Source organism: Frankia sp. KB5 (genome assembly GCF_002099325.1).
In the GTDB taxonomy this organism is placed as follows: Bacteria; Actinomycetota; Actinomycetes; order Frankiales; family Frankiaceae; genus Frankia; species Frankia casuarinae.
The window spans coordinates 1-21,323 of sequence record NZ_MRUJ01000214.1 but is presented as its reverse complement, the minus strand read 5'-3'; the positions used below and the strand labels follow the sequence as shown (position 1 = coordinate 21,323).

Annotated in this window: 19 protein-coding genes and 1 riboswitch; of the genes, 13 read left to right on the top strand and 6 right to left on the bottom strand. The window is 70.7% G+C overall.

The genetic code is table 11. The annotated features are described in order from the left end of the window. Positions 1 to 73 precede the first annotated feature (73 nt). Positions 74 to 397, bottom strand: a complete 324-nt coding sequence (locus KBI5_RS19185; protein ID WP_011435076.1) for a hypothetical protein — start codon at positions 395 to 397, stop codon at positions 74 to 76. A 278-nt stretch (positions 398 to 675) separates the two neighbouring features. Continuing rightward, positions 676 to 762: riboswitch (ZMP/ZTP riboswitch) on the top strand. 27 nt (positions 763 to 789) lie between these two features. On the opposite strand from KBI5_RS19185, the gene glyA reads away from it, so the two are divergent. The 5 genes from glyA (at position 790) to rimI (ending at position 5,415) form a co-directional block, all read left to right on the top strand. After that, positions 790 to 2,052 (top strand): serine hydroxymethyltransferase, encoded by a 1,263-nt coding sequence (gene glyA, locus KBI5_RS19180; RefSeq protein WP_085016024.1) that lies wholly within the window; start codon positions 790 to 792, stop codon positions 2,050 to 2,052. Between the two features lie 160 nt (positions 2,053 to 2,212). Continuing rightward, entirely contained in the window at positions 2,213 to 3,484 is a 1,272-nt protein-coding gene (locus tag KBI5_RS19175; protein ID WP_011435078.1) for an alpha/beta hydrolase, read from the top strand. Beyond that, positions 3,481 to 3,954 carry a tRNA (adenosine(37)-N6)-threonylcarbamoyltransferase complex ATPase subunit type 1 TsaE gene (tsaE, locus tag KBI5_RS19170; protein ID WP_085016020.1) on the top strand — a complete coding sequence of 158 codons (474 nt, stop codon included), beginning with the start codon at positions 3,481 to 3,483 and terminating at the stop codon, positions 3,952 to 3,954. The genes KBI5_RS19175 and tsaE overlap by 4 nt, the downstream gene beginning before the upstream one ends. A 112-nt stretch (positions 3,955 to 4,066) precedes the next feature. Continuing rightward, on the top strand, positions 4,067 to 4,831 hold the full coding sequence (gene tsaB, locus KBI5_RS19165; protein WP_085016023.1) for a tRNA (adenosine(37)-N6)-threonylcarbamoyltransferase complex dimerization subunit type 1 TsaB: 765 nt from the start codon (positions 4,067 to 4,069) through the stop codon (positions 4,829 to 4,831). A gap of 56 nt (positions 4,832 to 4,887) precedes the next feature. Next, positions 4,888 to 5,415: a ribosomal protein S18-alanine N-acetyltransferase gene (gene rimI, locus KBI5_RS19160; RefSeq protein WP_198537809.1), complete on the top strand. Its 528-nt coding sequence runs from the start codon at positions 4,888 to 4,890 to the stop codon at positions 5,413 to 5,415. A 117-nt stretch (positions 5,416 to 5,532) separates the two neighbouring features. Here the strand turns inward: rimI and KBI5_RS19155 are convergent, their stop codons facing one another. Further along, positions 5,533 to 6,168 (bottom strand): NAD(P)H-dependent oxidoreductase, encoded by a 636-nt coding sequence (locus KBI5_RS19155; RefSeq protein WP_085016018.1) that lies wholly within the window; start codon positions 6,166 to 6,168, stop codon positions 5,533 to 5,535. A gap of 151 nt (positions 6,169 to 6,319) precedes the next feature. Between KBI5_RS19155 and KBI5_RS19150 the strand changes: the two genes are divergently transcribed. Continuing rightward, complete coding sequence (locus KBI5_RS19150) at positions 6,320 to 6,919, top strand: MarR family winged helix-turn-helix transcriptional regulator (protein ID WP_241883022.1); 600 nt, start codon at positions 6,320 to 6,322, stop codon at positions 6,917 to 6,919. 110 nt (positions 6,920 to 7,029) lie between these two features. On the opposite strand, the gene KBI5_RS19145 is transcribed toward KBI5_RS19150, so the two are convergent. Beyond that, complete coding sequence (locus tag KBI5_RS19145) at positions 7,030 to 7,305, bottom strand: hypothetical protein (protein WP_011435084.1); 276 nt, start codon at positions 7,303 to 7,305, stop codon at positions 7,030 to 7,032. A gap of 307 nt (positions 7,306 to 7,612) precedes the next feature. On the opposite strand from KBI5_RS19145, the gene groES reads away from it, so the two are divergent. Next, positions 7,613 to 7,921, top strand: coding sequence for a co-chaperone GroES (gene groES, locus KBI5_RS19140; RefSeq protein WP_035729604.1), 309 nt, complete (start codon positions 7,613 to 7,615; stop codon positions 7,919 to 7,921). Positions 7,922 to 8,045: 124 nt separating this feature from the next. Beyond that, positions 8,046 to 9,686 carry a chaperonin GroEL gene (groL, locus tag KBI5_RS19135; RefSeq protein ID WP_085016017.1) on the top strand — a complete coding sequence of 547 codons (1,641 nt, stop codon included), beginning with the start codon at positions 8,046 to 8,048 and terminating at the stop codon, positions 9,684 to 9,686. Between the two features lie 216 nt (positions 9,687 to 9,902). Here groL and KBI5_RS19130 read toward each other — a convergent pair whose 3' ends face one another. Together KBI5_RS19130 and KBI5_RS19125 are read right to left on the bottom strand one after the other, a co-directional pair. Then, entirely contained in the window at positions 9,903 to 10,235 is a 333-nt protein-coding gene (locus KBI5_RS19130; protein ID WP_011435087.1) for a WhiB family transcriptional regulator, read from the bottom strand. Between the two features lie 442 nt (positions 10,236 to 10,677). Continuing rightward, entirely contained in the window at positions 10,678 to 11,094 is a 417-nt protein-coding gene (locus KBI5_RS19125) for a DUF5319 domain-containing protein (RefSeq protein WP_085016016.1), read from the bottom strand. Positions 11,095 to 11,602: 508 nt separating this feature from the next. On the opposite strand from KBI5_RS19125, the gene guaB reads away from it, so the two are divergent. The 5 genes from guaB to KBI5_RS19095 all read left to right on the top strand — a co-directional run bounded on the left by guaB (position 11,603) and on the right by KBI5_RS19095 (position 20,672). Beyond that, on the top strand, positions 11,603 to 13,090 hold the full coding sequence (gene guaB / locus KBI5_RS19120) for an IMP dehydrogenase (RefSeq protein ID WP_206745267.1): 1,488 nt from the start codon (positions 11,603 to 11,605) through the stop codon (positions 13,088 to 13,090). A 212-nt stretch (positions 13,091 to 13,302) separates the two neighbouring features. Then, positions 13,303 to 14,433: a GuaB3 family IMP dehydrogenase-related protein gene (locus tag KBI5_RS19115; RefSeq protein ID WP_085016015.1), complete on the top strand. Its 1,131-nt coding sequence runs from the start codon at positions 13,303 to 13,305 to the stop codon at positions 14,431 to 14,433. Between the two features lie 193 nt (positions 14,434 to 14,626). Beyond that, the gene (locus tag KBI5_RS19110; protein ID WP_085016014.1) at positions 14,627 to 15,844 is read left to right on the top strand and encodes a hypothetical protein; all 1,218 of its coding nucleotides are present in this window, start codon (positions 14,627 to 14,629) and stop codon (positions 15,842 to 15,844) included. Between the two features lie 1,619 nt (positions 15,845 to 17,463). Beyond that, positions 17,464 to 19,116 (top strand): hypothetical protein, encoded by a 1,653-nt coding sequence (locus tag KBI5_RS26500; RefSeq protein WP_157902552.1) that lies wholly within the window; start codon positions 17,464 to 17,466, stop codon positions 19,114 to 19,116. A 134-nt stretch (positions 19,117 to 19,250) separates the two neighbouring features. Further along, positions 19,251 to 20,672 carry an ABC transporter substrate-binding protein gene (locus tag KBI5_RS19095; RefSeq protein WP_085016012.1) on the top strand — a complete coding sequence of 474 codons (1,422 nt, stop codon included), beginning with the start codon at positions 19,251 to 19,253 and terminating at the stop codon, positions 20,670 to 20,672. Between the two features lie 251 nt (positions 20,673 to 20,923). Here the strand turns inward: KBI5_RS19095 and KBI5_RS19090 are convergent. Further along, positions 20,924 to 21,323: transposase (locus KBI5_RS19090; RefSeq protein ID WP_133057084.1), on the bottom strand; the 400-nt coding region annotated here is incomplete at its 5' end.

Here is a 21,323-nt window from a genome sequence, read left to right as displayed (position 1 = left end):
CCCCCGCCGCTACGTCTGACGGCCCGCCGGGCGGCGCCGGACGAGTCGAAGATGCGGGATGCGGGATGCGGGCTCAGCCGCAGCCGCCGGGGCCGCAGGCACCGCCGGAACCGTGACCGCCGGTGGGCGACACGTGGCCGCCGAGCGAGCCGCGCTCCATCCGCCGACGCACGGGACGGGAGACGGCGGCCTCGCGCTCGGCCTCCTCGAGGCGGGAGCGGGTGGTCAGTGTCAGCATCACCGGCCCGGCCGGCACCGGAGCCGGAGCCGCGGCGCCGGGGCCCTCGGCCGGCTCGGTGTCGTCCGGCACCCCTAGTGCGGCGGCGCGCTCCGGGCCCGTCAGACGACGGCCTGCGCTCGCCGGGATGTCCTTGCTCCTGTGCCACCTCAGCCGCACGATCTCCGCCTCCGGTCCACACTCGCTGATCGATCTGATCCCACTGGATCCGTCCGCTCCCGGCTTCTCGATCCAGCCGATCCAGCCGATCCAGCCGGGGCGGCACTTCCACGGTAGTCGGCCCGCTCCCACCCGGTCCGGTGGACGTCGGTGCTGTGGCCTGCGCCCGGCTTGTCGTCTTCACGACATTTGTCGTCTTCGCGACGCCCGGTGCCGTCGCGACGCGTCGCACCGGCGTGGATCCGGTGCTGTGGGGCGGGGCTCATCCCCTAGACTCGGCCCGGAGTCGTGACTGGCGCATCGAGGTGGAACTGACCACCGGGGAGCGATCGAGCGGAACGGTGCCGCGCGCCTGGGCACCCCCGGCCGGATCAGACCTGCCGGAGGTCAAGGTGCATCAACCACCGATTCCCCACCTCGCCGTCGCCGATCCCGAACTCGCCGGTCTCGTCGAGGCCGAAGCCACGCRCCAGTTCTCGTCGATCAGGCTGATCGCGTCGGAGAACTACGTCTCTACCGCGGTGCTGGAGGCGTCCGGCTCCGTGCTGACCAACAAGTACTCCGAGGGCTACGTCGGTCGGCGTTACTACGAGGGCCAGCAGGTCATCGATCCGATCGAGACGCTTGCGGTCGACCGTGCCAAGGCGCTGTTCGGGGTCGAGYACGCCAACGTCCAGCCGTACTCGGGTTCCCCGGCGAACCTCGCCGTCTATCTGGCCTTCGCCGAGCCGGGGGACACCGTGATGGGCCTGTCGCTGCCGATGGGCGGCCATCTGACCCACGGCTGGAGCGTCTCCGCGACCGGCACGTGGTTCCGCAGTGTCCGGTACGGCGTGCGCGCCGACACCGGCCGCATCGACCTGGACGAGGTGCGCGACCTCGCTCTGGCCGAGCGTCCCAGGATTATTTTCTGCGGCGGTACGGCGATCCCTCGGACGATCGACTTCCCGGGGTTCGCCGCGATCGCGCGGGAGGTCGGGGCGGTGCTCGTCGCGGACATCGCGCACATCGCCGGGCTGATCGCGGGTGGGGCACACCCCTCGCCGGTGGGGCACGCCCCGGTGATCTCCACCACCACGCACAAGACGTTGCGCGGCCCGCGTGGGGCGATGCTCCTCTCCGACGCCGAGCACGCCACCGCGATCGACAAGGCGGTGTTCCCGGGCCTGCAGGGCGGGCCGCACAACCACACCACCGCGGCGATCGCCGTCGCACTGCGCGAGGCGGCGGCACCCGCGTTCCGCGACTACGCGCACGCGGTCGTGGCGAACGCCCGCGCGCTGGCCGAGGCCCTGGTGGAGCGGGGCTTCGACCTGGTCACCGGCGGTACCGACAACCATCTGATCCTGATCGACCTGACCAGCAGGGACATCGGTGGCAAGCCCGCGGCCCGGGCGCTCGACCAGGCCGGGATCGAGCTGAACTACAACGCGGTGCCCTTCGACCAGCGCAGGCCCTTCGACCCGTCCGGTATCCGGCTGGGAACCGCCGCCATCACCACCCGCGGTCTGGGGGTCGGTCACATGCCGGTGCTCGCCGGCTGGATCGACGATGTCGTCAAGGCCGCCGTGGTCGGCGACACCGCGACCATCACCCGGGTCCGGGAGCAGGTCACCGAGCTGACCGCAGCCTTCCCGATGCCGGGCTTCGCCTGAGCACGGGATCCGCGCACAGGACCGGTGATCTTCCCCGGCCGCGCATCCGACGTCCCCAGGTCCCGGCCGACGCCCCCCACGTCCCGGCCGGGGGGCCCGTCGGCCGGCGTGGCCGGGTGCATCATCGGTGCAGAAGAGGCACCGAGGAGAGGTGGCGCCGATGGCGAAGACCGTGGGTGCGATCGCGGGTTCCCGCACGGCTCGGGCCACGGGATCGCTCGGGGTGGTTGGTGCCGCCGCCGTCGCGGCGGGCCTGGTCGCCGAGCGGCGGATGATCCGCCGTCGGCGTGAGACGGCCGATCTCGCGTCCGACGCGCGGATGGGGCCGATCGGGGGCTGGGTCACCACCGTGATCGCGGGGGACGGTGTTCCGCTGTATATCGAGGAGACCGGCCCGTCGGACGCCCCGGTGACGCTGGTGTTCGTCCACGGGTTCTGCGTCACGGCCGATTCCTGGATCCTGCAGCAGCGGGCGCTGACAGACCTCGGCCGGATGGTCTTCTACGATCAGCGGGCGCATGGGCGTTCCGGGCCGTCCGAGGTCAAGAACTGCACTATCGACGCACTCGCCGACGACCTCTTCCGGGTGATCACCGAGCGGGTCCCCCGGGGGCCGATTATCCTGGTGGGCCATTCGATGGGCGGCATGACGGTGCTGGGCCTGGCCGACACCCACCCGGAACTGTTCGATGACCGCATCGTCGGGGTGGCCCTGCTCGCCACCAGCGCCGGTGAGCTGGCCCGGCTGACCTTCGGGCTGCCGGCGTCGGTGACCGGGGTGGTCCGCCGCGTTCTGCCGGGTTTCGCGGTTGGTATGCGGCACGCGCCGAGCCTGCTCGAACGTGCCCGGCGGCGGGGCAGCGACCTGTCGTGGGAGCTGACGCGGCGCATCGGGTTCGGATCGACCGAACTGCCGCCGTCGGTGGTCTCCTTCCTGGAGACCATGGTCGCGGACACCCCGATCCCGGTCATCGCGGCGTTCCTGCCCACCCTGCTCGACCACGATCGGCTCGCGGCGGCCGAGCGACTGGCGGAGATCCCGACCGTGCTCATCGTCGGGGACGTTGACCTGATGACCCCGCTCGCCCACAGCCGTACCCTGGCGGAGGCGTTGCCCCGGGCGGAGCTCATCGTCGAGGAGGGCGCCGGGCACGCCATCATGCTGGAACGCCCGGACGTGGTGAACGCCGCAATCCGGGAGATTGCGCGGCAGGCGACGGCGCCACGCGCCATGCCGCGCCCGCGGTCGGGGTCGGCACAGACAGGCCGGTCGGCGCCGGCACAGACAGGTCGGTCGGCGCCGGCACAGACAGGTCGGTCGGGACGGACCGGTCGGTCGGGGTCGGGACGGACCGGTCGGTCGGCGCGGTCCGAGACATTCTCCGTCTCCCCACGCGGGCCCCGGAGCGAGGCGACGACGGAAGGCGCATGAACACGGTCGAGGTGTCCACGGCGGAGCGCATGCGGGAGTTCGGGGCCTGGTTGGCTACCCTGCTGCGGCCCGGGGACCTGCTCGTGCTCTCCGGCCCGCTCGGCGCGGGCAAGACGGTTCTGGCCCAGGGGATCGCGGCCGGGCTGGGCGTGCGGGAAACGGTCACCTCGCCGACGTTCGTGCTTGCCCGGATCTACCCGGACGGGCGGATTCCCCTCGTGCACGTGGACGCCTACCGGCTCGGTGGGGTCGTCGAGGTCGACGATCTCGACCTCGACGCCGACKTCGACACCTCGGTCACCGTGGTCGAGTGGGGTGCCGGTCTCGCGGAACGTCTCACGCAGGATCATCTGGAGATCGTGATCTCCCGGCCACGTGCCGACGAGGTCGGGGAGACTCGGATAGTCCGCCTCGTCCCGTCCGGGGCCAGCTGGATCGAACGGCTGCGCGCACGTGCGCCGGTGAGTTGAGACTCCCCGCATCGACCCGCCGCGCGCGGCGTGACATCGGTGGCATCGTGGTGGTGGGGTGGGTGCCCGCCGTGGTCGGCGAGGCGATCCGTAGTCTGGACGAGTGCTGGTGATGGCTCTTGACACATCCACGGCAGCGTGCTCGGTTGCGCTCGCCGAGCTGACGTCGTCCGACCCCGCGCGGCCGGTGAGTGGGACGGGTGGTGAGCGCGCCGCGCCCGGGGTGCACGTGTGGCCGCGAGCGGTCATGGTCACCGTCGACGCCCGCCGCCACGGGGAGCTGCTGGCGCCGTCGATGCGCGCGGTGCTCGCCGAGGGGGGTGCCCGCCCTACCGATCTCGACGCCGTGGTCGTGGGCGCCGGTCCCGGGCCGTTCACCAGTTTGCGGGTCGGGATGGTGACCGCCGCCGCCTTCGCCGACGCACTAGGCGTGCCGGTGCACGGGGTGTGCTCGCTGGATGCCATCGGTGCCGCCACCGGCGGCTCCGTCGCCGTCGTGACGGATGCCCGTCGGCGCGAGGTCTTCTGGGCCTGTTACCGCGACGGGGTGCGGGTCGGCGATCCGGCCGTTGGCCGTCCGGCCGACGTCGTCCGGTTCCTGCGCGGCCTCGGTGTCGACCGCGTCGTCGGCCCGGGAACGGTGCTCTACCCGGAGATCTTCGCCGAACTCGCCGGTACCACGGCCGGTGCCACCGCCGGGGAGGTGCCCGCGCCCGGCGCAGGTCRGCCGGACGACGGCTATCCCCGGCCAGAGCTGCTCGTCGGTCTCGCCGGGGCCGACGTGCTGGCCGGGCGTGCTCCCCAGCCCCTCGTCCCGCTCTACCTGCGGCGGCCGGACGCGGCCGAACCGCACACACCGAAGCCGGTCACGGTTTGACGCAGCCGCGACCACACCCCGCCGGTCCGGATGGGCCGGATCTGCTCCTGGCTCCGATGCGCTGGTGGCACGTGGCGATGGTCGCCGAGCTGGAGCAGACGGTATTCGACATCGATCCGTGGACGGCCGAGCTGTTCTGGTCCGAACTCGCGCAGGGCGAGCAGCGGCGGTACCTGACGGCGCTGTGGCGTCCACAGGGCGTCCCGACGCACGACACGTCCGCGATCGTCGGTTATGCGGGGCTGGCGCTCGCCGAGGACGGCGCCTACATCCAGACGATCGGCGTCGTGCCCCGGATGCGCGGGCGGGGGGTGGGCGCCYGTCTGATGATCGCCTTGCTGCGCGACGCCCGGCGGGCCGGTGCCCGCAACTGTGGGCTGGAGGTCCGCACCGACAACCAGGCGGCCCGTGCTCTCTACAGCCGGCTTGGCTTTGTCGACATTGGGCTGCGCCGCGGTTACTACCAGCCTTCCGGTGGAGATGCCTACGTGATGCGGGTCCGGAAGATCGACACCGTTGGTTACGCGGAGCTGCTCGACCGCGTCGAGGCGACGTTGCTCATCACCTCTCGGGTCGAGCCCTGACACCCGTCTGACCCCACCGTCACCAGGCGGTACAGCCCGGCCAGCCGTCCTCTCCTCGTATCCCGCCGGCGTCCCGGCCTGTCTACGGCCGGGCGCGCGACGGGTGGGGCGGACGGCTCAGACGGAGGCGCGTAGCCGAGCCGCGGCCGCCGCCTCCGCCTTGGAGCGCTGGAACAGGTCGATGAACTCGGCCAGCGCCGGATTCACCGGGGCGAGCGTCATCTCGACGCGGATGAACTCGATGTCCGTGGCGCCGAGTGCCGCCAGGATGTGTGCCACGTAGGGCTGCTGGTGATCCCAGCCCTCCTTGGGTGTGCCTGGCCCGTAGGACCCGCCCTGGGCGGTGACCACCGTCACCTTCTTGCCGGTGAGGGCGCTGTCGTCCGGAGCCTGCCGCACCGTGYGTCCCATGACGATGATCTGGTCGATCCACGCCTTGAACGTCGACGGCACCGCGTAGTTGTACATCGGTACCGACAGCAGGTACTCGTCTGCCGCCTCCACCTCGGCGATCAGCTCCTCTCCTTTCTTGACCGCCTCGGCTTGCTCCGCCGAGAGCTGCTCGGGCGGGGTGAACCTCGCCGACACGGTCGCCCAGTCCAGGTGCGGAGGAGGGGTGACAGACAGATCACGATAGGTGATGATCCCGTCTGGGTGCGCCTCGCGCCAGGCCTCGGCGAAGATGGTGGCGATCGATCGGGACGTCGAGCTCTCGGTGGCGAGGCTCGAGTCGACGTGCAGCAGGTGCGGCATCGGGGGAACCCTCCATCATTATTCGATCATCAATATGATCGATCTTCTTTGACGGGAAGATCGGATTCATGGAACATCTTAACAGTAGATTGTCTACTTAAGAACTTATATCGCGGTAGATTATTCCTCTGTGGGCCTGTACCTTGTGAGGGTGAGCGACGCGGCGGTGGCCGCCGGGCTTCCCCCGGGGCTGGAGAGCCTCCCCGACGGCCCGGGGAAGGACCTCGGCTGGCTATTGGGGCAGGTGCGGTACGGCTATGCGGCCGCTTCGRCCGCCGCCGTCGGCCGGGTGCCCRGCGGGCTGCGTGGGCTGCACGTTCTCGGTGCCGCGGTCGAGGGTGAGGCGYGCAACCAGATCGAGGTGGCCCGTCGGTTCGGCATCGACCGGACGGTGATGGTCCGCCTGGTCGATGATCTGGAGCGGGCCGGCCTGGTTGAGCGGCACCCCGATCCCGCGGACCGGCGGGCCCGGATCATCACCGCGACGGAGCACGGGGTCCAGTTGTACCGGGCCAGCCAGGAGGATCGGCTTCTCGTCGATCAGCACGTGCTCTCCCCGCTGACTGCGGCGGAACGGGCGACCTTCATCGATCTGTTGCGGCGTGTCGCTGCCCACATGCTTGCCGTGGACCCCACGCACGGAGCGGCCGCCTGCGACGCCGCCAGGCGGGAGATCGACGCGCGGGACATTGGGATGGCGTGCGCACCGGACGGGACGTGCCCCGGTCAGTCGGCCCCGTCCGACGGGTAGTCCTGTTCCGCTTGGCGGTCCCTTTCCGATGGGTGGTTCGGCCTCCGGGTGATCCGGCCCTGGCCGGGTGCCGGACACGGCCCGGACGCGGCAGTGCCGGACGCGGCCGATCAGTGCGGCGGGTGTACCTGCTCGAACTGCCAGGTATGCGGATCGCCGTTCGCCAGCTCGGCCGGTGGCTTCGGCAGCGGACAGCGGGTGTCCCCGGTGGTCTGTACGGACATGCCCGCATCGGGCGGCGTCCGTAGCATGATGACGACGAGATCCTCGCCCCGTTGGCTGCTGACGTAGACCTCGCCGTCCCGCCCCGCGAGCGCATCGATCGCCCAGTCCCGCAGGCCGCTCGCCCGGCCGGGCGCCGCCTTGGCCTCCCACATCCAGATCATGTCCTCATGGTGCCCCCCATGTCCCCGGGTGCTCATGTGCTCATGTGCTCATGGGGCCTCGTGGCGCCGGGCGCCGACCGGCGGGAACGGGCCGTCGCGAAGGAGAGCCGGGCCTTGGCCAGGCCGGCTCGGGACGACCCGAATTCCCGCCGTCTTGACAGATCCGACCGTCTTGGTTGACGTCTGCGGCGCGGGTGCTAAGTTGGCACTCGGCACGTGAGAGTGCCAGCGACAACAGGCGCCTGTTCACCCGCGACGGCAGGCCGCCAGGGTCGCTCTCTCATCCAGCGCAGGAAGGGGGAGGTCGATCGTGACGACCGCCACCAAGGTTGCTATCAAGCCGCTCGAGGACCGCATCGTCGTGCAGCCCTCCGACGCGGAGCAGACCACCGCGTCCGGGATCGTGATTCCGGACACGGCGAAGGAGAAGCCCCAGGAGGGCATCGTTCTCGCGGTCGGCCCGGGTCGGTTCGAGGACGGYAAGCGCGTCCCGCTCGACGTCAAGGTCGGCGACGTGGTGCTTTACAGCAAGTACGGCGGCACCGAGGTCAAGTACTCGGGCGAGGAGTACCTCGTGCTCTCCGCTCGCGACGTCCTCGCGATCATCGAGAAGTAGGTCGCTCGCCGGTAGCACCAAGGGGCGCGTCCCGCTGGCGGCCGCCCGGTTTCCGCCGGGCTCGCCGGCGGGGCGCGCTCCTGCTGTTTTTCACCGGTATTCGGTGTCGGGAGGACAACCAGGTATGCCGAAGATTCTGACGTTCAACGAGGACGCCCGCCGCGCGCTCGAGCACGGGGTGAACGCCCTGGCCAACGCGGTCAAGGTGACGATCGGCCCGCGTGGTCGCAATGTCGTCATCGACAAGCACTACGGCGCCGCGACGATCACCAATGACGGGGTGACGATCGCGCGCGAGATCGAGCTGGAGGACCCCTACGAGAACCTGGGCGCCCAGCTCGCGAAGGAAGTCGCCACCAAGACCAACGACGTGGCTGGCGACGGCACCACGACGGCGACCGTGCTAGCCCAGGAGATGGTGCGCTTCGGTCTCAAGCAGGTGACCGCGGGGGCCGCCCCACTGACGCTGAAGCTGGGCATCGAGGCCGCCGTCGAGRCCGTCTCCGCGGCACTGCTGAAGCAGGCCATCGAGGTCAACTCGAAGGAGACCATCGCCCAGGTCGCCGCCATCTCCGCTCAGGACCCGCAGGTCGGGGAACTGATCGCCGAGGCGATCGACAAGATCGGCAAGGACGGCGTCATCACGGTCGAGGAGAGCCAGACCCTCGGGCTGGACCTTGAACTGACCGAGGGCATGCAGTTCGACAAGGGCTACATCTCGCCGTACTTCGTCACGGACGCCGAGGCCCAGGAGGCCGTGCTCGAGGACGCCTACGTCCTGCTCTACCCGGGCAAGATCTCGGCGCTGAACGAGATCCTGCCCGTGCTGGAGCAGGTCGTCCAGGAGCGCAAGCCGCTACTGATCATCGCCGAGGAGGTCGAGGGCGAGGCCCTGTCCACCCTGGTGGTGAACTCGATCCGCAAGACCTTCCAGGTCGTCGCGGTCAAGGCTCCCGGGTTTGGGGACCGCCGCAAGGCACTGCTGCAGGATATCGCCGTGCTCACCGGCGGCCAGGTGGTGGCCTCGGAGGTCGGTCTTTCCCTCGACGCGGTGACGTTGGCCGACCTGGGCCGGGCCCGGCGGGTCGTGGTGGACAAGGACAACACCACCATCGTTGACGGGGTTGGYGAGGCCTCCTCGATCGCCGATCGGGTGCGTCAGCTCAAGCAGGAGATCGAGGTCAGCGACTCCGACTGGGACCGCGAGAAGCTGCAGGAGCGGTTGGCCAAGCTCGCCGGTGGGGTCGCGGTCATCCGCGTCGGCGCCGCCACCGAGGTGGAGCTCAAGGAGAGGAAGCACCGCCTCGAGGACGCCGTGTCRGCTACCCGCGCGGCCATCGAGGAGGGCATCATCGCCGGCGGCGGTTCCGCGCTCACCCACGTGGCGTCCGTGCTCGATGACGGGCTCGGTCGCACCGGGGACGAGCTCGCCGGGGTGCGGATCGTGCGCCGCGCGCTCGACGCCCCGCTGTCGTGGATCGCGCGCAACGCTGGTCTGGAGGGCGCGGTCATCGTCTCCAAGGTCAAGGAGCTCGAGCCGGGTCGTGGGTACAACGCGGCCACCGGCGAGTACACCGATCTGATCGCGGCCGGCGTCATCGACCCGGTCAAGGTCACCCGGTCGGCGGTGGCGAACGCCGCCTCGATCGCGGCTCTGCTCATCACCACCGAGGGCCTGGTCGTCGAGAAGCCGGCGGAGCCCGCTCCCCAGGACGGCCACGGCCACGGCCACGGGCACAGCCACCCGCAGGGCCCGGGTTTCTGACCGGATTGGCGTCGTGGGGCCCCGCCGGGTGCGGCCCGGCCCCCGGGCCCCGGTACGTCCGGAGCCCGGTCGGTCCCAGAGGATCGACCGGGCTCCGGCGCGTTGGGCCGTCGGCGCGTTGGGTCGCTGCCGGGTCACTCACCCGTCGTGGGTGATCCAGGAGACCAGGACCGGATATCCCGACCCGTCCGCCTATCGGCACCCGGCGGCCCTCCTTCAGCAGGCCGGTGCGAGTCCGGGGCGGGCCGGGGTGCGTCTCGCGGCCCCCCGCCGGGAGCGGCCGGTGAGGATCGCATCCCGTTCGGACTCGCTCAGCCCGCCCCATACGCCATAGGGCTCCCGGGCGGTCAGCGCGTACTCACCGCAGTCGCGGATGACCGGGCAGCGGGCGCAGACCGCCTTGGCCGCGGCCTCACGGGCGGCTCTGGCCGGCCCCCGTTCGCCCTCCGGGTGGAAGAAGAGCTCCGTGCTCTCACCACGGCACGCCCCGTGCAGCTGCCATTCCCACTTTTCCGCGCCGGGGCCTGGAAGTCGTCGGACGTCGGTCATCGGTCTGAGCCCCCTTTCGACCTGAGCGGCAAGCGCCGCCGCTTCACCGTAGTACTGGGCCACCCTTTGGATGATCTTGAAATTTCACCCGGGTGAGCCTGCGTCACGGGTCGTTCCGCCCGGCCGTTACACGGTCGGGAAGTCCCTGGATGTCCAGGGATCTCAGGCGGATCAGGGTCCGAGTCGGCCGCGGGACTCCCGGCCGGCGCCGTGTTCCGTCATGGCCGACCGACCGCGCCGGATCCGCAGGTCCGGCGGAACTTCTGTTGACGGTCGAACGCCTACCCCGGTGGTCGGCCGGTCACACGGCCTGAGCGGGAATTAGCGTGGCCACCGCCGGCCGCGCTCTGCCGGCGCGCGGCATCCACCCCGGCCGGGGTCATCCCCGGCACGCGGGATCTACCCGGCCGGGTGTCTGGCCAGGCGGCGACGCGGGGCCGCCTCAGCGCGAGTCCGCCTCCGAGGCGGCGGACGCCTCGTAGATCCCGTCGGCGAAGCCGCGAGCGTACTCCCAGCTGACGTAGCACGACGGGTTCGGCGCGAACGCCGGCTCGTGGACTCTCGTCCGCCCCTCGTTGAGAAGGTTGCGCAGGTTGCCGACCAGCAGGTCCCAGTCGAAGAAGTGGGGCTCGGCGCAGCCCTCGCAGTCGACGACAAGGCCGCGGTAGCCGCGCGGCTCGAGCAGCGTGCGGAAGACGTCGAGGTCCCCCAGCTCGGCGAGGACTTCCTCCCGCTCGTGCAAGGACAGCGGTTCGAGCAGGTCGAGGTCGTCAACGGAGTCGAGGYGCGCGAGCTCGGCAGCCGGATCCTCGGGGTCGCCCGCGAAGGGGTCGACAGGCTCGTCGCTCACGACGACCACGCTACGCTTGCCCGGACTGCTTAGTGGTCCCGATCCGGAGTCTCGGCACCGATGTGCGRCCCTCCGGACATGGTCCGTCGTGGTCGGTCCGCTGTTCTGCCGGGCGCGTGGGTCCGGATCAGGCACGTTGGACGGCGCTGTGGTATAGGAAGATGTCATCCATGGCGATGTCGGTCACGCTGGAACCGCCGATAGGTGCCGGTGACCTCTACGATGGAGTCCGTGCCGCCGCTCGGTGCCCGATTCTGGTAGCCCAGTTCTGGTAACCCGGTTCTGGTAGTAGGTAGACTTTTTCGCCGTTGCGCGCGGCCCGTCACTCCAGGACGGCGGGCGGGCTCGTGCCGCGGCGTCGGTCTGGGTCCGCGGCCTCGGTCAACGCGGRATGGAAGGTGCCATGAACGGTCCCCTCGCCACCGATTTCACGTTGCCGGCCGGGGTGGGCACCCACGTCGGCGCGCGTCCCGACCTGCTGGGGGCCGAGGCCGCCGCGGTACCGCCGAAGCTGGCGATGCTCGGGCTGACCTTCGACGACGTGCTGCTGCTTCCGGCCGCCTCCGATCTGGTACCGGCGGAGGCGGACACGACGACCCGCCTGTCGCGGAGCATCGATCTCGCCGTGCCGTTGGTGTCGTCGGCCATGGACACGGTGACCGAGGCCCGCATGGCCATCGCGATGGCGCGCCAGGGCGGGGTCGGGGTGCTGCACCGCAACCTCTCGATCGACGAACAGGCGCAGCAGGTCGACATGGTGAAGCGTTCCGAGTCCGGGATGATCACCGCGCCGGTGACCTGCGGACCCGGCGCCACCCTGGAGGACGCGAACGTCCTCATGGCGCGGTACCGGATCTCGGGTGTCCCGGTGACGGAATCCGACGGCAGGCTGGTCGGCATCGTGACGAACCGGGACATCCGCTTCGAGCGGGACTACTCGCGTCGAGTGCAGGACGTCATGACTCCGATGCCGCTGATCACCGCACCGGTGGGCGTCTCGCCGGAGGACGCGCTCGCCCTGCTCCGCCGCCACAAGGTCGAGAAGCTGCCGATCGTGGACGAGCGTGACCGGTTGCGCGGTCTGATCACCGTCAAGGACTTCACCAAGCGGGAGCAGTACCCGCATGCCACCAAGGACACCGACGGCCGGCTGATGGTCGGCGCCGCCGTCGGCGTGGGGGAGGATGCCTACAAGCGCGCCCAGGTCCTCGTCGCCGCCGGGGTCGACTTCCTCGTCGTGGACACCGCGCACGGGCATCATCGAGCCGTGCCCGACGTGGTGCGCCGGATCAAGACCGACATGCCGACCGGGGTGGACGGTCGGCCGCTCGACGTGATCGGTGGCAACGTGGCGACCGGAGCCGGCGCGGCGGCGCTGATCGCGGCCGGGGCGGACGCCATCAAGGTCGGGGTCGGGCCCGGCTCGATCTGTACCACCCGGGTGGTGAGCGGCGTCGGCGTCCCCCAGGTCACGGCCATCTACGAGGCATCGCGCATCGCCCGGGAGCACGGTGTGCCGGTGATCGGCGACGGCGGCCTGCAGTACTCGGGTGACATCGCGAAGGCCATCGCCGTCGGCGCCGACACGGTCATGCTGGGCAGCCTGCTGGCCGGTGTCGACGAGAGCCCGGGAGAGTTGATCTTCATCAACGGCAAGCAGTACAAGGCTTACCGGGGTATGGGCTCACTCGGCGCCATGCGTAGCCGCGGCGGCGCGCGGTCGTACTCGAAGGATCGGTACTTCCAGGACGATGTGCTCTCCGATGACAAGCTGGTTCCCGAGGGCKTCGAGGGCCAGGTGCCCTACCGGGGTCCGCTGGCGGCCGTGGCCCATCAGCTGGTCGGCGGTCTGCGGGCGGCGATGGGCTACACCGGCTCGCCCACCATCCGGCGGATGCAGGACGAGGCGCAGCTGATCCGTATTACCTCGGCGGGGCTGATCGAGAGCCACCCCCATGACATCCAGATGACCGTCGAGGCGCCAAACTACAACTCCGCGCGCTGACGCCATCGCGTCGCGCGACCGACCAGGCCGTCGCCGGGCCGTCCCCAGGCCGGTGACGGCCGTCGTGTCTCGGGCGCGGTCACCTCGGCAGGGTGGGACGAGCCGGTGGCCACCCGATCGGATGGTCACCGGGATGTTCGGTCAGTCGTGGAGCAGATACGTCAGTTTTCCGGTCGGCACGAGCCCGCCGGCCCAATCAGGAGGCGCCAGCAGTGGCAGAGGTCGAGATCGGCATCGGCAAGAGCGCGCGGATCGCGTATGGTCTCGACGCCGTCGGCATCATTCCGTCCCGTCGGACCCGTGACCCGGCGGACGTCTCGCTCGCCTGGGAGATCGACGCCTACCGGTTCGACCTGCCGCTCGTGGCCGCTCCGGCCGACGCGGTGACCTCACCCGCGTCGGTGATCGCGCTCGGCCGGCTCGGTGGTCTCGGTGTTCTGCACATCGAGGGGCTGTGGACCCGGTACGAGGAGCCGGAGAACCACATCGCCGAGCTCAGCAAGATCGGGGCCGCCCAGGGCCCGGACGCGGCGACCGAGCGGCTGCGCGCGTTGTACTCCGCGCCGGTCCAGCCGGGGCTGATCGCGCAGCGTCTCACCGAGCTTCGGGACGCGGGGGTGGTCGTGGYCGCGGCGCTGCGTCCGCAGAAGGTCAAGGCCCTGTGCCCGCACGTGCTGRCCGCCGGGATCGATCTGCTCGTCATCCACGGTACGGCGGTCTCGGCGGAGCATCAGTCCCGCCGCAGCGAGCCGCTCAACCTCAAACGGTTCATCGGCCAGCTGGACATCCCGGTGCTGGTCGGCGGGTGCGCGTCGTTCTCCACCGCACTGCACCTCATGCGCACCGGGGCGGCCGGTGTCATCGTGGGCGTCGGGTCCGGCTTCGGTGACCGCACCCGGGACGAGCTCGGGGTCGGCGTGCCGCTTGCCACCGCGATCGCGGATGCGGCCGGTGCGCGCATGCGTTATCTCGACGAGTCGGGCGGCCGCTACGTCCACGTCGTCGTGCATGGTGATCTTCGGACTGGCGGCGACGTCGCGAAGGCGGTGGCCTGCGGCGCGGACGCGGTCATGGTGGACGCGGCGCTCGCGGCCGCACGGGAGGCCCCGGGCCAGGGCGGGGCCTGGCCGATGGACGTGCTGCACTCCGACCTGCCGCGGGGACGCTGGTCGCCGGTGACCCCGACCGGGACGCTCGCGCAGATCGTGACCGGTCCGGGCACGGYGACCAGAACCGGTGTCCTCAACCTGGCCGGCGGTCTGCGCACGGCAATGGCGACGACGGGATACGCAACTTTGAAGGAGTTCCAGAAGGCGGAGATCATGGTGACCGCCGGTCCGTGACCGACGACGCACGTCATGCGTGGTCGTCGGGCGTCCCGCGAGGCGGTAGCCGTCGCGTGAGGTGTCGCTCGCTGATGCGCGAGCTCGACGGATGTGCCCATGGTGTGTCACCACCGGCGGTACCCGGTCGATCCGGCCTCTTACCCGACATGGCACCCTGGAAGCGGTCCGTCTCCGGCATGAAGGACGACAGATGCGCCTCGACGAGCACGGCCGTTGGGTCAGCGACGACGGTGCCTACGTCTGGGACGAGGCTGCCCAGACCTGGCAGCCGTCATCGGCAGCGCCGCCGGCTGGTTCGTCGGCCTGGGCGCGATTCGGCAACCATCCCGGTGGGCCCGCCTTCGGTGCCGGTCCGGCCGGGGAGCCCGGGTCCGGTCGGGTCGGGTCCGAGGTAGGAGCGCAGGGCGGTTCGTTTGGTGGGCGGCCCGGTGCTGCCGGCTCGTCGCCCGGTGCCGGACCCGGTGCCGGACCCGGTGCCGTGGAAGCGGCTCCGGCACCGCCGAGTTGGGGCGGGGCGCTCACCGATCCACCCCGCACCATGGGCGGGGTGGTGGCCACGCCGTCAGAGCCGGACGCGCGGGGGCTGGCACCCTACGGCCCCACCGGCCAGCGCGGCCGGTGGGGGGAACCGGCCGCGGACGTCATTGCACCGCACGGGCCGTCGGAGCGGGGCGATCTGACCGGTCCGGCCCGCCGCGCGGGTGCGGCGGATCCCGTCGATCCGGTGGCTGCGTCCGCCGGGCCGGCCGCGGCGCAGACGACCTGGGGCGACGGCGACTCGACCGGCGAGATCCGGCGTGTCGGGGGCTTGGCGGCGACGTACGCCCCGTCCGCCGGCGGTGCGGCGGACGGCACATCGCGGTGGGACGACGATCCGGACGACGAGCCGGGGCCGTACGCCGGGTCGTTCGACGAGCACGACAGTGGATGGGCACCGTCCGGGCCCATCTCCCGGCGTGAATCGACGGCTCGGCGCGGGGCGACGGCTCGGCGCGGGGCGACGGCCCGGCGCGACGAGGCCGGCGGGCTGCCGGCACGGGTCACCGCGTTCGTCCAGCACGTGCGCGACCGTCCGCCGTTGCTGATCGGCGCCGCCGTCGTTCTCGTCTGCCTCGGGCTCGGCGTCATCGGATTCCTCGCCCTCGGCGGCGGTGGATCGGACTCCGGGACCGCGGCCGGCCCGGCCGCGGCGGAGAAGGGCCGTTACTCCCCGGAGGTCCGTCAGGCATATCTCAGCTCGTGCCTCGACGTCAGCAACGGTAACGAAGGCTATTGCACCTGCACGCTGGAGAAGTTGGAAGCCGGCTACACCCAGGAGGAGTACCAGCGGTTCAGTGACAACGTCCAGTCCGAGTCGTCGCAGCGCATCGTGCGGGAGATCTATGCCGCCTGCCGTGACAAGCGATGACGATTACCAGTGTACAGTGGGCTGATAGAACTATTGTCAGATGCCTGGATGAGCTAYGGGACGACGGACGAGAGTGCTATTGCTTTTTCGTCGGTGATGTGATAGGACGTCCTTCGCGCATCGGTGGGCGGTCATGGCGGTGCGATTCTCCGGGACACATCCCGAGACCGCCCCTGCCGGAGCGAGGCTGCTCCACGTGCATTCGTCCGGCTGGGCGGGGGACCCGGCGGCGTGACCAGATCACACATTTACCCRACGCACGTCCACACGATGACTGCCCGCATCGTGCTGACCAGGGGGGGCAGGAGATGCCGCCCTATGATCAAATACAGYGGTTCAGCGGCCATGATGCCTGAAGCTGGGATAACGTCGCCGACGCCCGGCGCCCGCACCCGGAGGCGGGTGATAGTTCTGTGACGACCTATGACACCGACCGCAACGGTGCCACGGGGCGCCCGGCTGCCCCCCGTCGTGACGACGATTTCTTCGCGGTGGAGCGGGTGGGCGAGCAGGCAGCCCGTCCTGTCTCCCGTGAGCCCGCGCCCACATCCTGGGATCCGAACCCCCGGTCCCGGCGTGAGCCGGCGCCGGGACCGCGACCAGCCATGCCGCCGGCAGGCGGCGGTGCGCGTCCCGCCGATCCCTTCGACGTGACCACCACCTGGGACGGTCCGGCGCCGGGACCCGCCGGTGGACGCCCGCCGGGCATCTCGGTGACCCCCCCCGCTCCCGCGGGCCCGTCCACCCCGGCGGTGTCATCCGCCGCTCCGGTGGCTTCTCCTGCTCCTCCTGTTCCCAGGGGTCCTCGGGTTTCCGCCGGTCCGCCGCCGGCTGCGTCCCGGCCGACGTCCTACCTCCCCTCGGCCTCCCCGCCACCGTCCGCGGCGTCCAGGACGGCTACGACGCCGTCCGACCCGCAGGTGGGCGGACCCGGTCAGGAGACCTACCCGGTCCCAACCGGTCCGCCGTCGGGACCGGTGCACATGGGCCGTTCCCCACGGGCCGGCGGGGCGGCGGGAACCACCTCCGGGGCGAGACCGGGGGGTGGGGCTTCCGCGGACCCGTTCACCGGTGGGTTTCCGATCTCCGCCCGACCGGTTCCCGCGCTGCCGTCCCGGGCCGTTCCCACGTCGCCGGCGGACCTCAGGGGAGTTCCGGGCCAGTCGGGCACCCCGAGCCGGGTCACCGGCCCGGCCTTCCCGGTGGTGCCCGAGAGCTTTGGCGTGACCGCCGCCGCGCCGCCGTCTGATGCCGGGCCCCAAACCGCATACTCCTCGACGGATCCCTGGAACGGGCACAGCTCGCCCCGTGTTCAACTGCCCCGTGTTCAACTGCCCGGTGTGGGCACGCCCGCAGTGGGCCCGGGCGCCCCGAACCGGGAGGCCGGCGAGGTCCGTCCCGGTGGCGGCGGATCCGCTGGTCCGGGCGCGACCTCATCAACTCCGCCCCGCGGATTCGGGGGCGCGGAAGCCTATCTGCCGGGATCGGCGTCGAGTCGTCCCGGCAGGGACCCGGGTCCGGGAAAAAGGGGCCCGAACGGCGGTTCCGGGGTCAATGGCGGTTCCGGGGTCAATGGCGGTTCCGGGGTCAACGGCGCCGGGGGCCTCAACGGCCTTCCCGTGGGTAAGGCCGCCGGCGGGAACGGCGCGTTCCCCGCCTCCGCCGACCTCACCGTCGGCCGGCAGGGCCCGGCCACCGGGGGCCTGCCCCCACACTTCCGCCAGGACCGTCTGCGCTCCCGCCAGGATCGTCCGCGGGACCCCCGCGACGGCGGAGCGGATCTTGCAGGCTGGCGGACTCCCCTGCCCGGCACCGGAGATGCCGTCCGTTCTCTCCCGCCCAACGGGCCCAACGGGATCGCCGGACTGGTCCCCGGCCGCCAGGACCCGCTCTCCGGACCGCTCCCGGTGGCCCGGCGACGATCGCCGGTGGAGGCTGCGACGGGGAGCGACTGGCGGGTGCCGGCGAATCGGGTGTCTGGACCGAGGGACTCGTTGGCCGGTCCGACCGACCGGCTGTCCGGCCAGAACGGGCCGTCCGCTCCGGCCCGCGGCCGGGCGCTCGCGGCCCCGGAGCGGCGGGCGGCTGCCGAGGTCGACGCCGATGCGTCGCGGGCCAGCGGCCGGCCCGGCGACCTGGCTGTACCTCGGGTCGAGGAGACGATGACGACCGCTCGTCCGCTGTACCGGCCAGACGCCTCCGCGTTGCCGGCCGGGACCGGTGCGCGTGGCCTGGTCGGAACTCCGTTGTCGCCGGTGGGGCGCCGACCCGAGTCTCCCTCGGAGAGGACGTCCCTGGTGCCCCGGCGGGGATCGGGAAAGGCCAGAGGTGCCGGCGCCGCGCCGGATGACGACAGCGRCTGGCAGCCCTCCCGGTCGGTGCGCAAACCGAGTGGTCGCAGTGTGCCTGCCGACCGCCGCCGCACCCCGAATCCGGTGACCGACACCAACAGTCTCCAACCGGTCTCGGCTCCCCAGCCCATCCGGTCATCAGGATCGACGCGATCGGGTGAGGGGGGTGCGGCGAGCGCCGGCGAGCGCCGGCGTGGCACCGCGGACCGGGCCGGTCGCGCGGGCGGAACCGGCGCCAGGAGCCGTGGACATGCTGGCCGGCATGAGGAGGGCGCCGGGGTCGGCGGCCATTCCGGGCCCGGGCGGCGGGCCTACGGACGTGATGCCCGCGCGGTGGGGCTGCGGGAACAGGGGGATGYCCGGGATGAGCCGGAGGGCGAGGACTTCTCCGGCGAGGATCGCCTCGCCTGGCTTCGTCAGGATTGGATCGGTCCTTTGGCCGTTGCGTTGGTCCTCGCGTTGCTCGCGGTCGGCGGCTATGCACTCCTGCGCGGCGATGGCGGCGGCAAGAGCGCGCCGTCGGTTTCGCCGGCTCCCCCCAGTGGCTCGCCGACGCCCACCACGACCAGCCCGGACGCGATCAATGGCAAGGCGATGATTGATGGCAGTTGGGAATGCCGGCTGGTTACCGGGACGAATCCCCTGAAGCTGTCCGACAATGTCGTCGGTGTGCTCGTGGTCGAACGGACCGCCGGTGCCTACAGCTGGGACGGCACCGCCGGTCAGTACACGATCACGCCGGTGGCCGGTAACGACGGCGGGAATGTGATCGGCAACGTGAAGTTCACCAGCGGGCCACTGAAGGATCTTTCGGGGGTGCACATCGCCAAGCCCGGGGCCGGAATCCGCGACAAGGCGCAGGGCACGCTGGAACTCACCGCGAGTGGCAGCGCACCGCACCGATACTGCGGGGTGAACTGAGGAGATCCATCCCCACGCTGACGGTAAGTGAAACACCGATATGTCGGATCTAAGGCGCCTCTGGTAGCCCGGGATCTGCCGAGTTCCGACCCCCGTTGTCGGATTCAGGATGGCATGGGGCAGGATCAGGTGCCATGCTCAGGTCTGACCGTGGTGAGGGTGGCGGACGGTGTGCCGCCGCTGGCAGGACGGATGTGGCTGGCGGTGCGGACGGGGGCGTCCCCGTTCCCCGGGAGAGCGGCCGACGGACCGTTAACCGGCGTGGTCTGCTTCGCTGGGCCGGGACCGCGGCGGTCGCGGCACCGGCCGCCGGGCTGTTGGCCGCGTGTGGGGGCTCATCCTCCTCGGCCAGCGCGGCGCGCAAGGTACGTCTCGGCTATGTGACGTCCCGGACGGGGGCGTTCCGCAGCCACAGCGTGGTCGACTCGTATGTGGTGCAGACGATGCGCACGATCTTGGCCGATGGCGTGAAGGTGGGGAACCGCACCTATCCCGTCGAGATCTTCGTCCGGGACTCCGAGTCGGACCGCCATGGCGCCGGGATTGCGACAACCGACCTGATCTTCAAGGACAAGGTCGACATCGTGCTGGTCGGTGGCACCTCCGACACTGCCGTTCCCGTCGCGGACCAGTGCGAGATCAAMCAGGTTCCCTGTATCTCCACAATCGCCCCGTGGCAGGCCTGGTGGAATGGCCGGGGCGGYAACGTCGACATGCCCTTCCGCTGGACCTACCACTTTTTCTGGGGCATGGAGGACCTGGTGGCGACCTACGTCGCGATGTGGAGCCAGCTCGGGATCACCAAGGTGGGGCTCATGTATCCGGACGACGACGACGGCCGCGCGTTCGCCAACCCGGACTTCGGAATTCCCACCATCCGCAATTACAACAATCTCCGGCTGACGTCGCCGATGTCAGCCGGCTACGCAAGCGGGGCGCCCTCATTCAAGACCTATATCGATGAATTCGAGAAGAACGGGGTGCAGGCCGTCGTCGGCGTGTCCCGGGCCGCGGACTTCGCCACCTTCCGGAAGGAGACCAGGACCTTCGGTTACTCGCCGAACGCCCTGACGATCTCCAAGGCGATCTACTTCCAGGAGGATGTGCGTGGCCTCGGTACCGGTGGTGACGGTCTTACCACCGAGGTGGCGTGGTCACCGGCGCATCCCTTCCGCAGCTCGCTGACGAACAAGACGTCCCTGGAGCTGGCCAACGACTTCACYAGCGCCCGCGGCCAAGGGTGGACCCAGATCCTTGGATTCTCGTACGCCCTGTTCGAGGTCGCCGTCAAGGCGCTGAGCAACGTCGACTCCCTCGACAACCGAGAAGCCGTCGCCACGGCCATCCGCGACGTCGACGCCCAGACCATCGTCGGACCCGTGGCGTTCGGAGCTCAGCCCAACGTCCCGAAGAACGTGGCTCGTATCGCCCTCGTCGGTGGTCAGTGGAACCAGAACCAGCAGGCGAACGATTTCGACCTCAAGATTGTCAACAATACGGGTAATACCAAGGTCCCGCTGGATGCCGAACTCCGCAAGCTTCCCCCGCCCGTCTGAGCTCGGGTCGGCTCGCTTGCCCGGGGCGACTGRCACCGGCCGCCCCGGGGCGGATCACCTCAGGTCCCTGCGGTCGCCCGCGACATCGTGTGCTCGACCACCGCGATCAGCGCGCTGAGGAGTGAATTGCTGGACCGCGGAGGGGCTGGTTCCGGGCATGCGGGAAGGCGCTGGGAGCCGGGCTTCCAACGCTGGTCTTATCGGTATTCGGTGYGCGTGCTGCGGGTGTTCCTTTCTGTCTGGGGTAGCGGCTATGCCGCTGGTGTGATGGTGACGGTGTAGCCGAGTTTCTCCAGTTCGCCGACGAGGTTCTTCCGGCGGCGTTCAGGGTCCCGGCGTCGGCGGGCATGCCAGTCTCCGCCGAGGTCCTGGTAGACGGTCTTGTTCGCGATGATGTGCCAGTAGGCGATGAGAATGTCGTGGCGGGTCGCGCCGATCGCTTTCAGGACACCGCGGCGGCCACGGACCTGGGCGTGGTGGGACGCCAGGTAGGTGTCCTTGCTCCGGGCGGCGGCGTGCGCGGCCTCGGTCAACGCGGTACGTAACCACTTGTTACCGTGTCGGGTCCGCCCGGACAGGCGTTTCCCTCCCGAGGTGTTGTTCCCCGGACAGATACCCGCCCAGGACGCGAGATGGCCGGCGGTGGGGAAC

Bases quoted from the DNA above. Each gene is read 5' to 3' on its own strand.
- KBI5_RS19110 (WP_085016014.1), top strand. From the start codon at position 14,627: ATGCGCCTCGACGAGCACGGCCGTTGGGTCAGCGACGACGGTGCCTAC.
- KBI5_RS19175 (WP_011435078.1), top strand. From the start codon at position 2,213: ATGGCGAAGACCGTGGGTGCGATCGCGGGTTCCCGCACGGCTCGGGCC.
- KBI5_RS19130 (WP_011435087.1), bottom strand. From the start codon at position 10,235: ATGACCGACGTCCGACGACTTCCAGGCCCCGGCGCGGAAAAGTGGGAA.
- KBI5_RS19145 (WP_011435084.1), bottom strand. From the start codon at position 7,305: ATGATCTGGATGTGGGAGGCCAAGGCGGCGCCCGGCCGGGCGAGCGGC.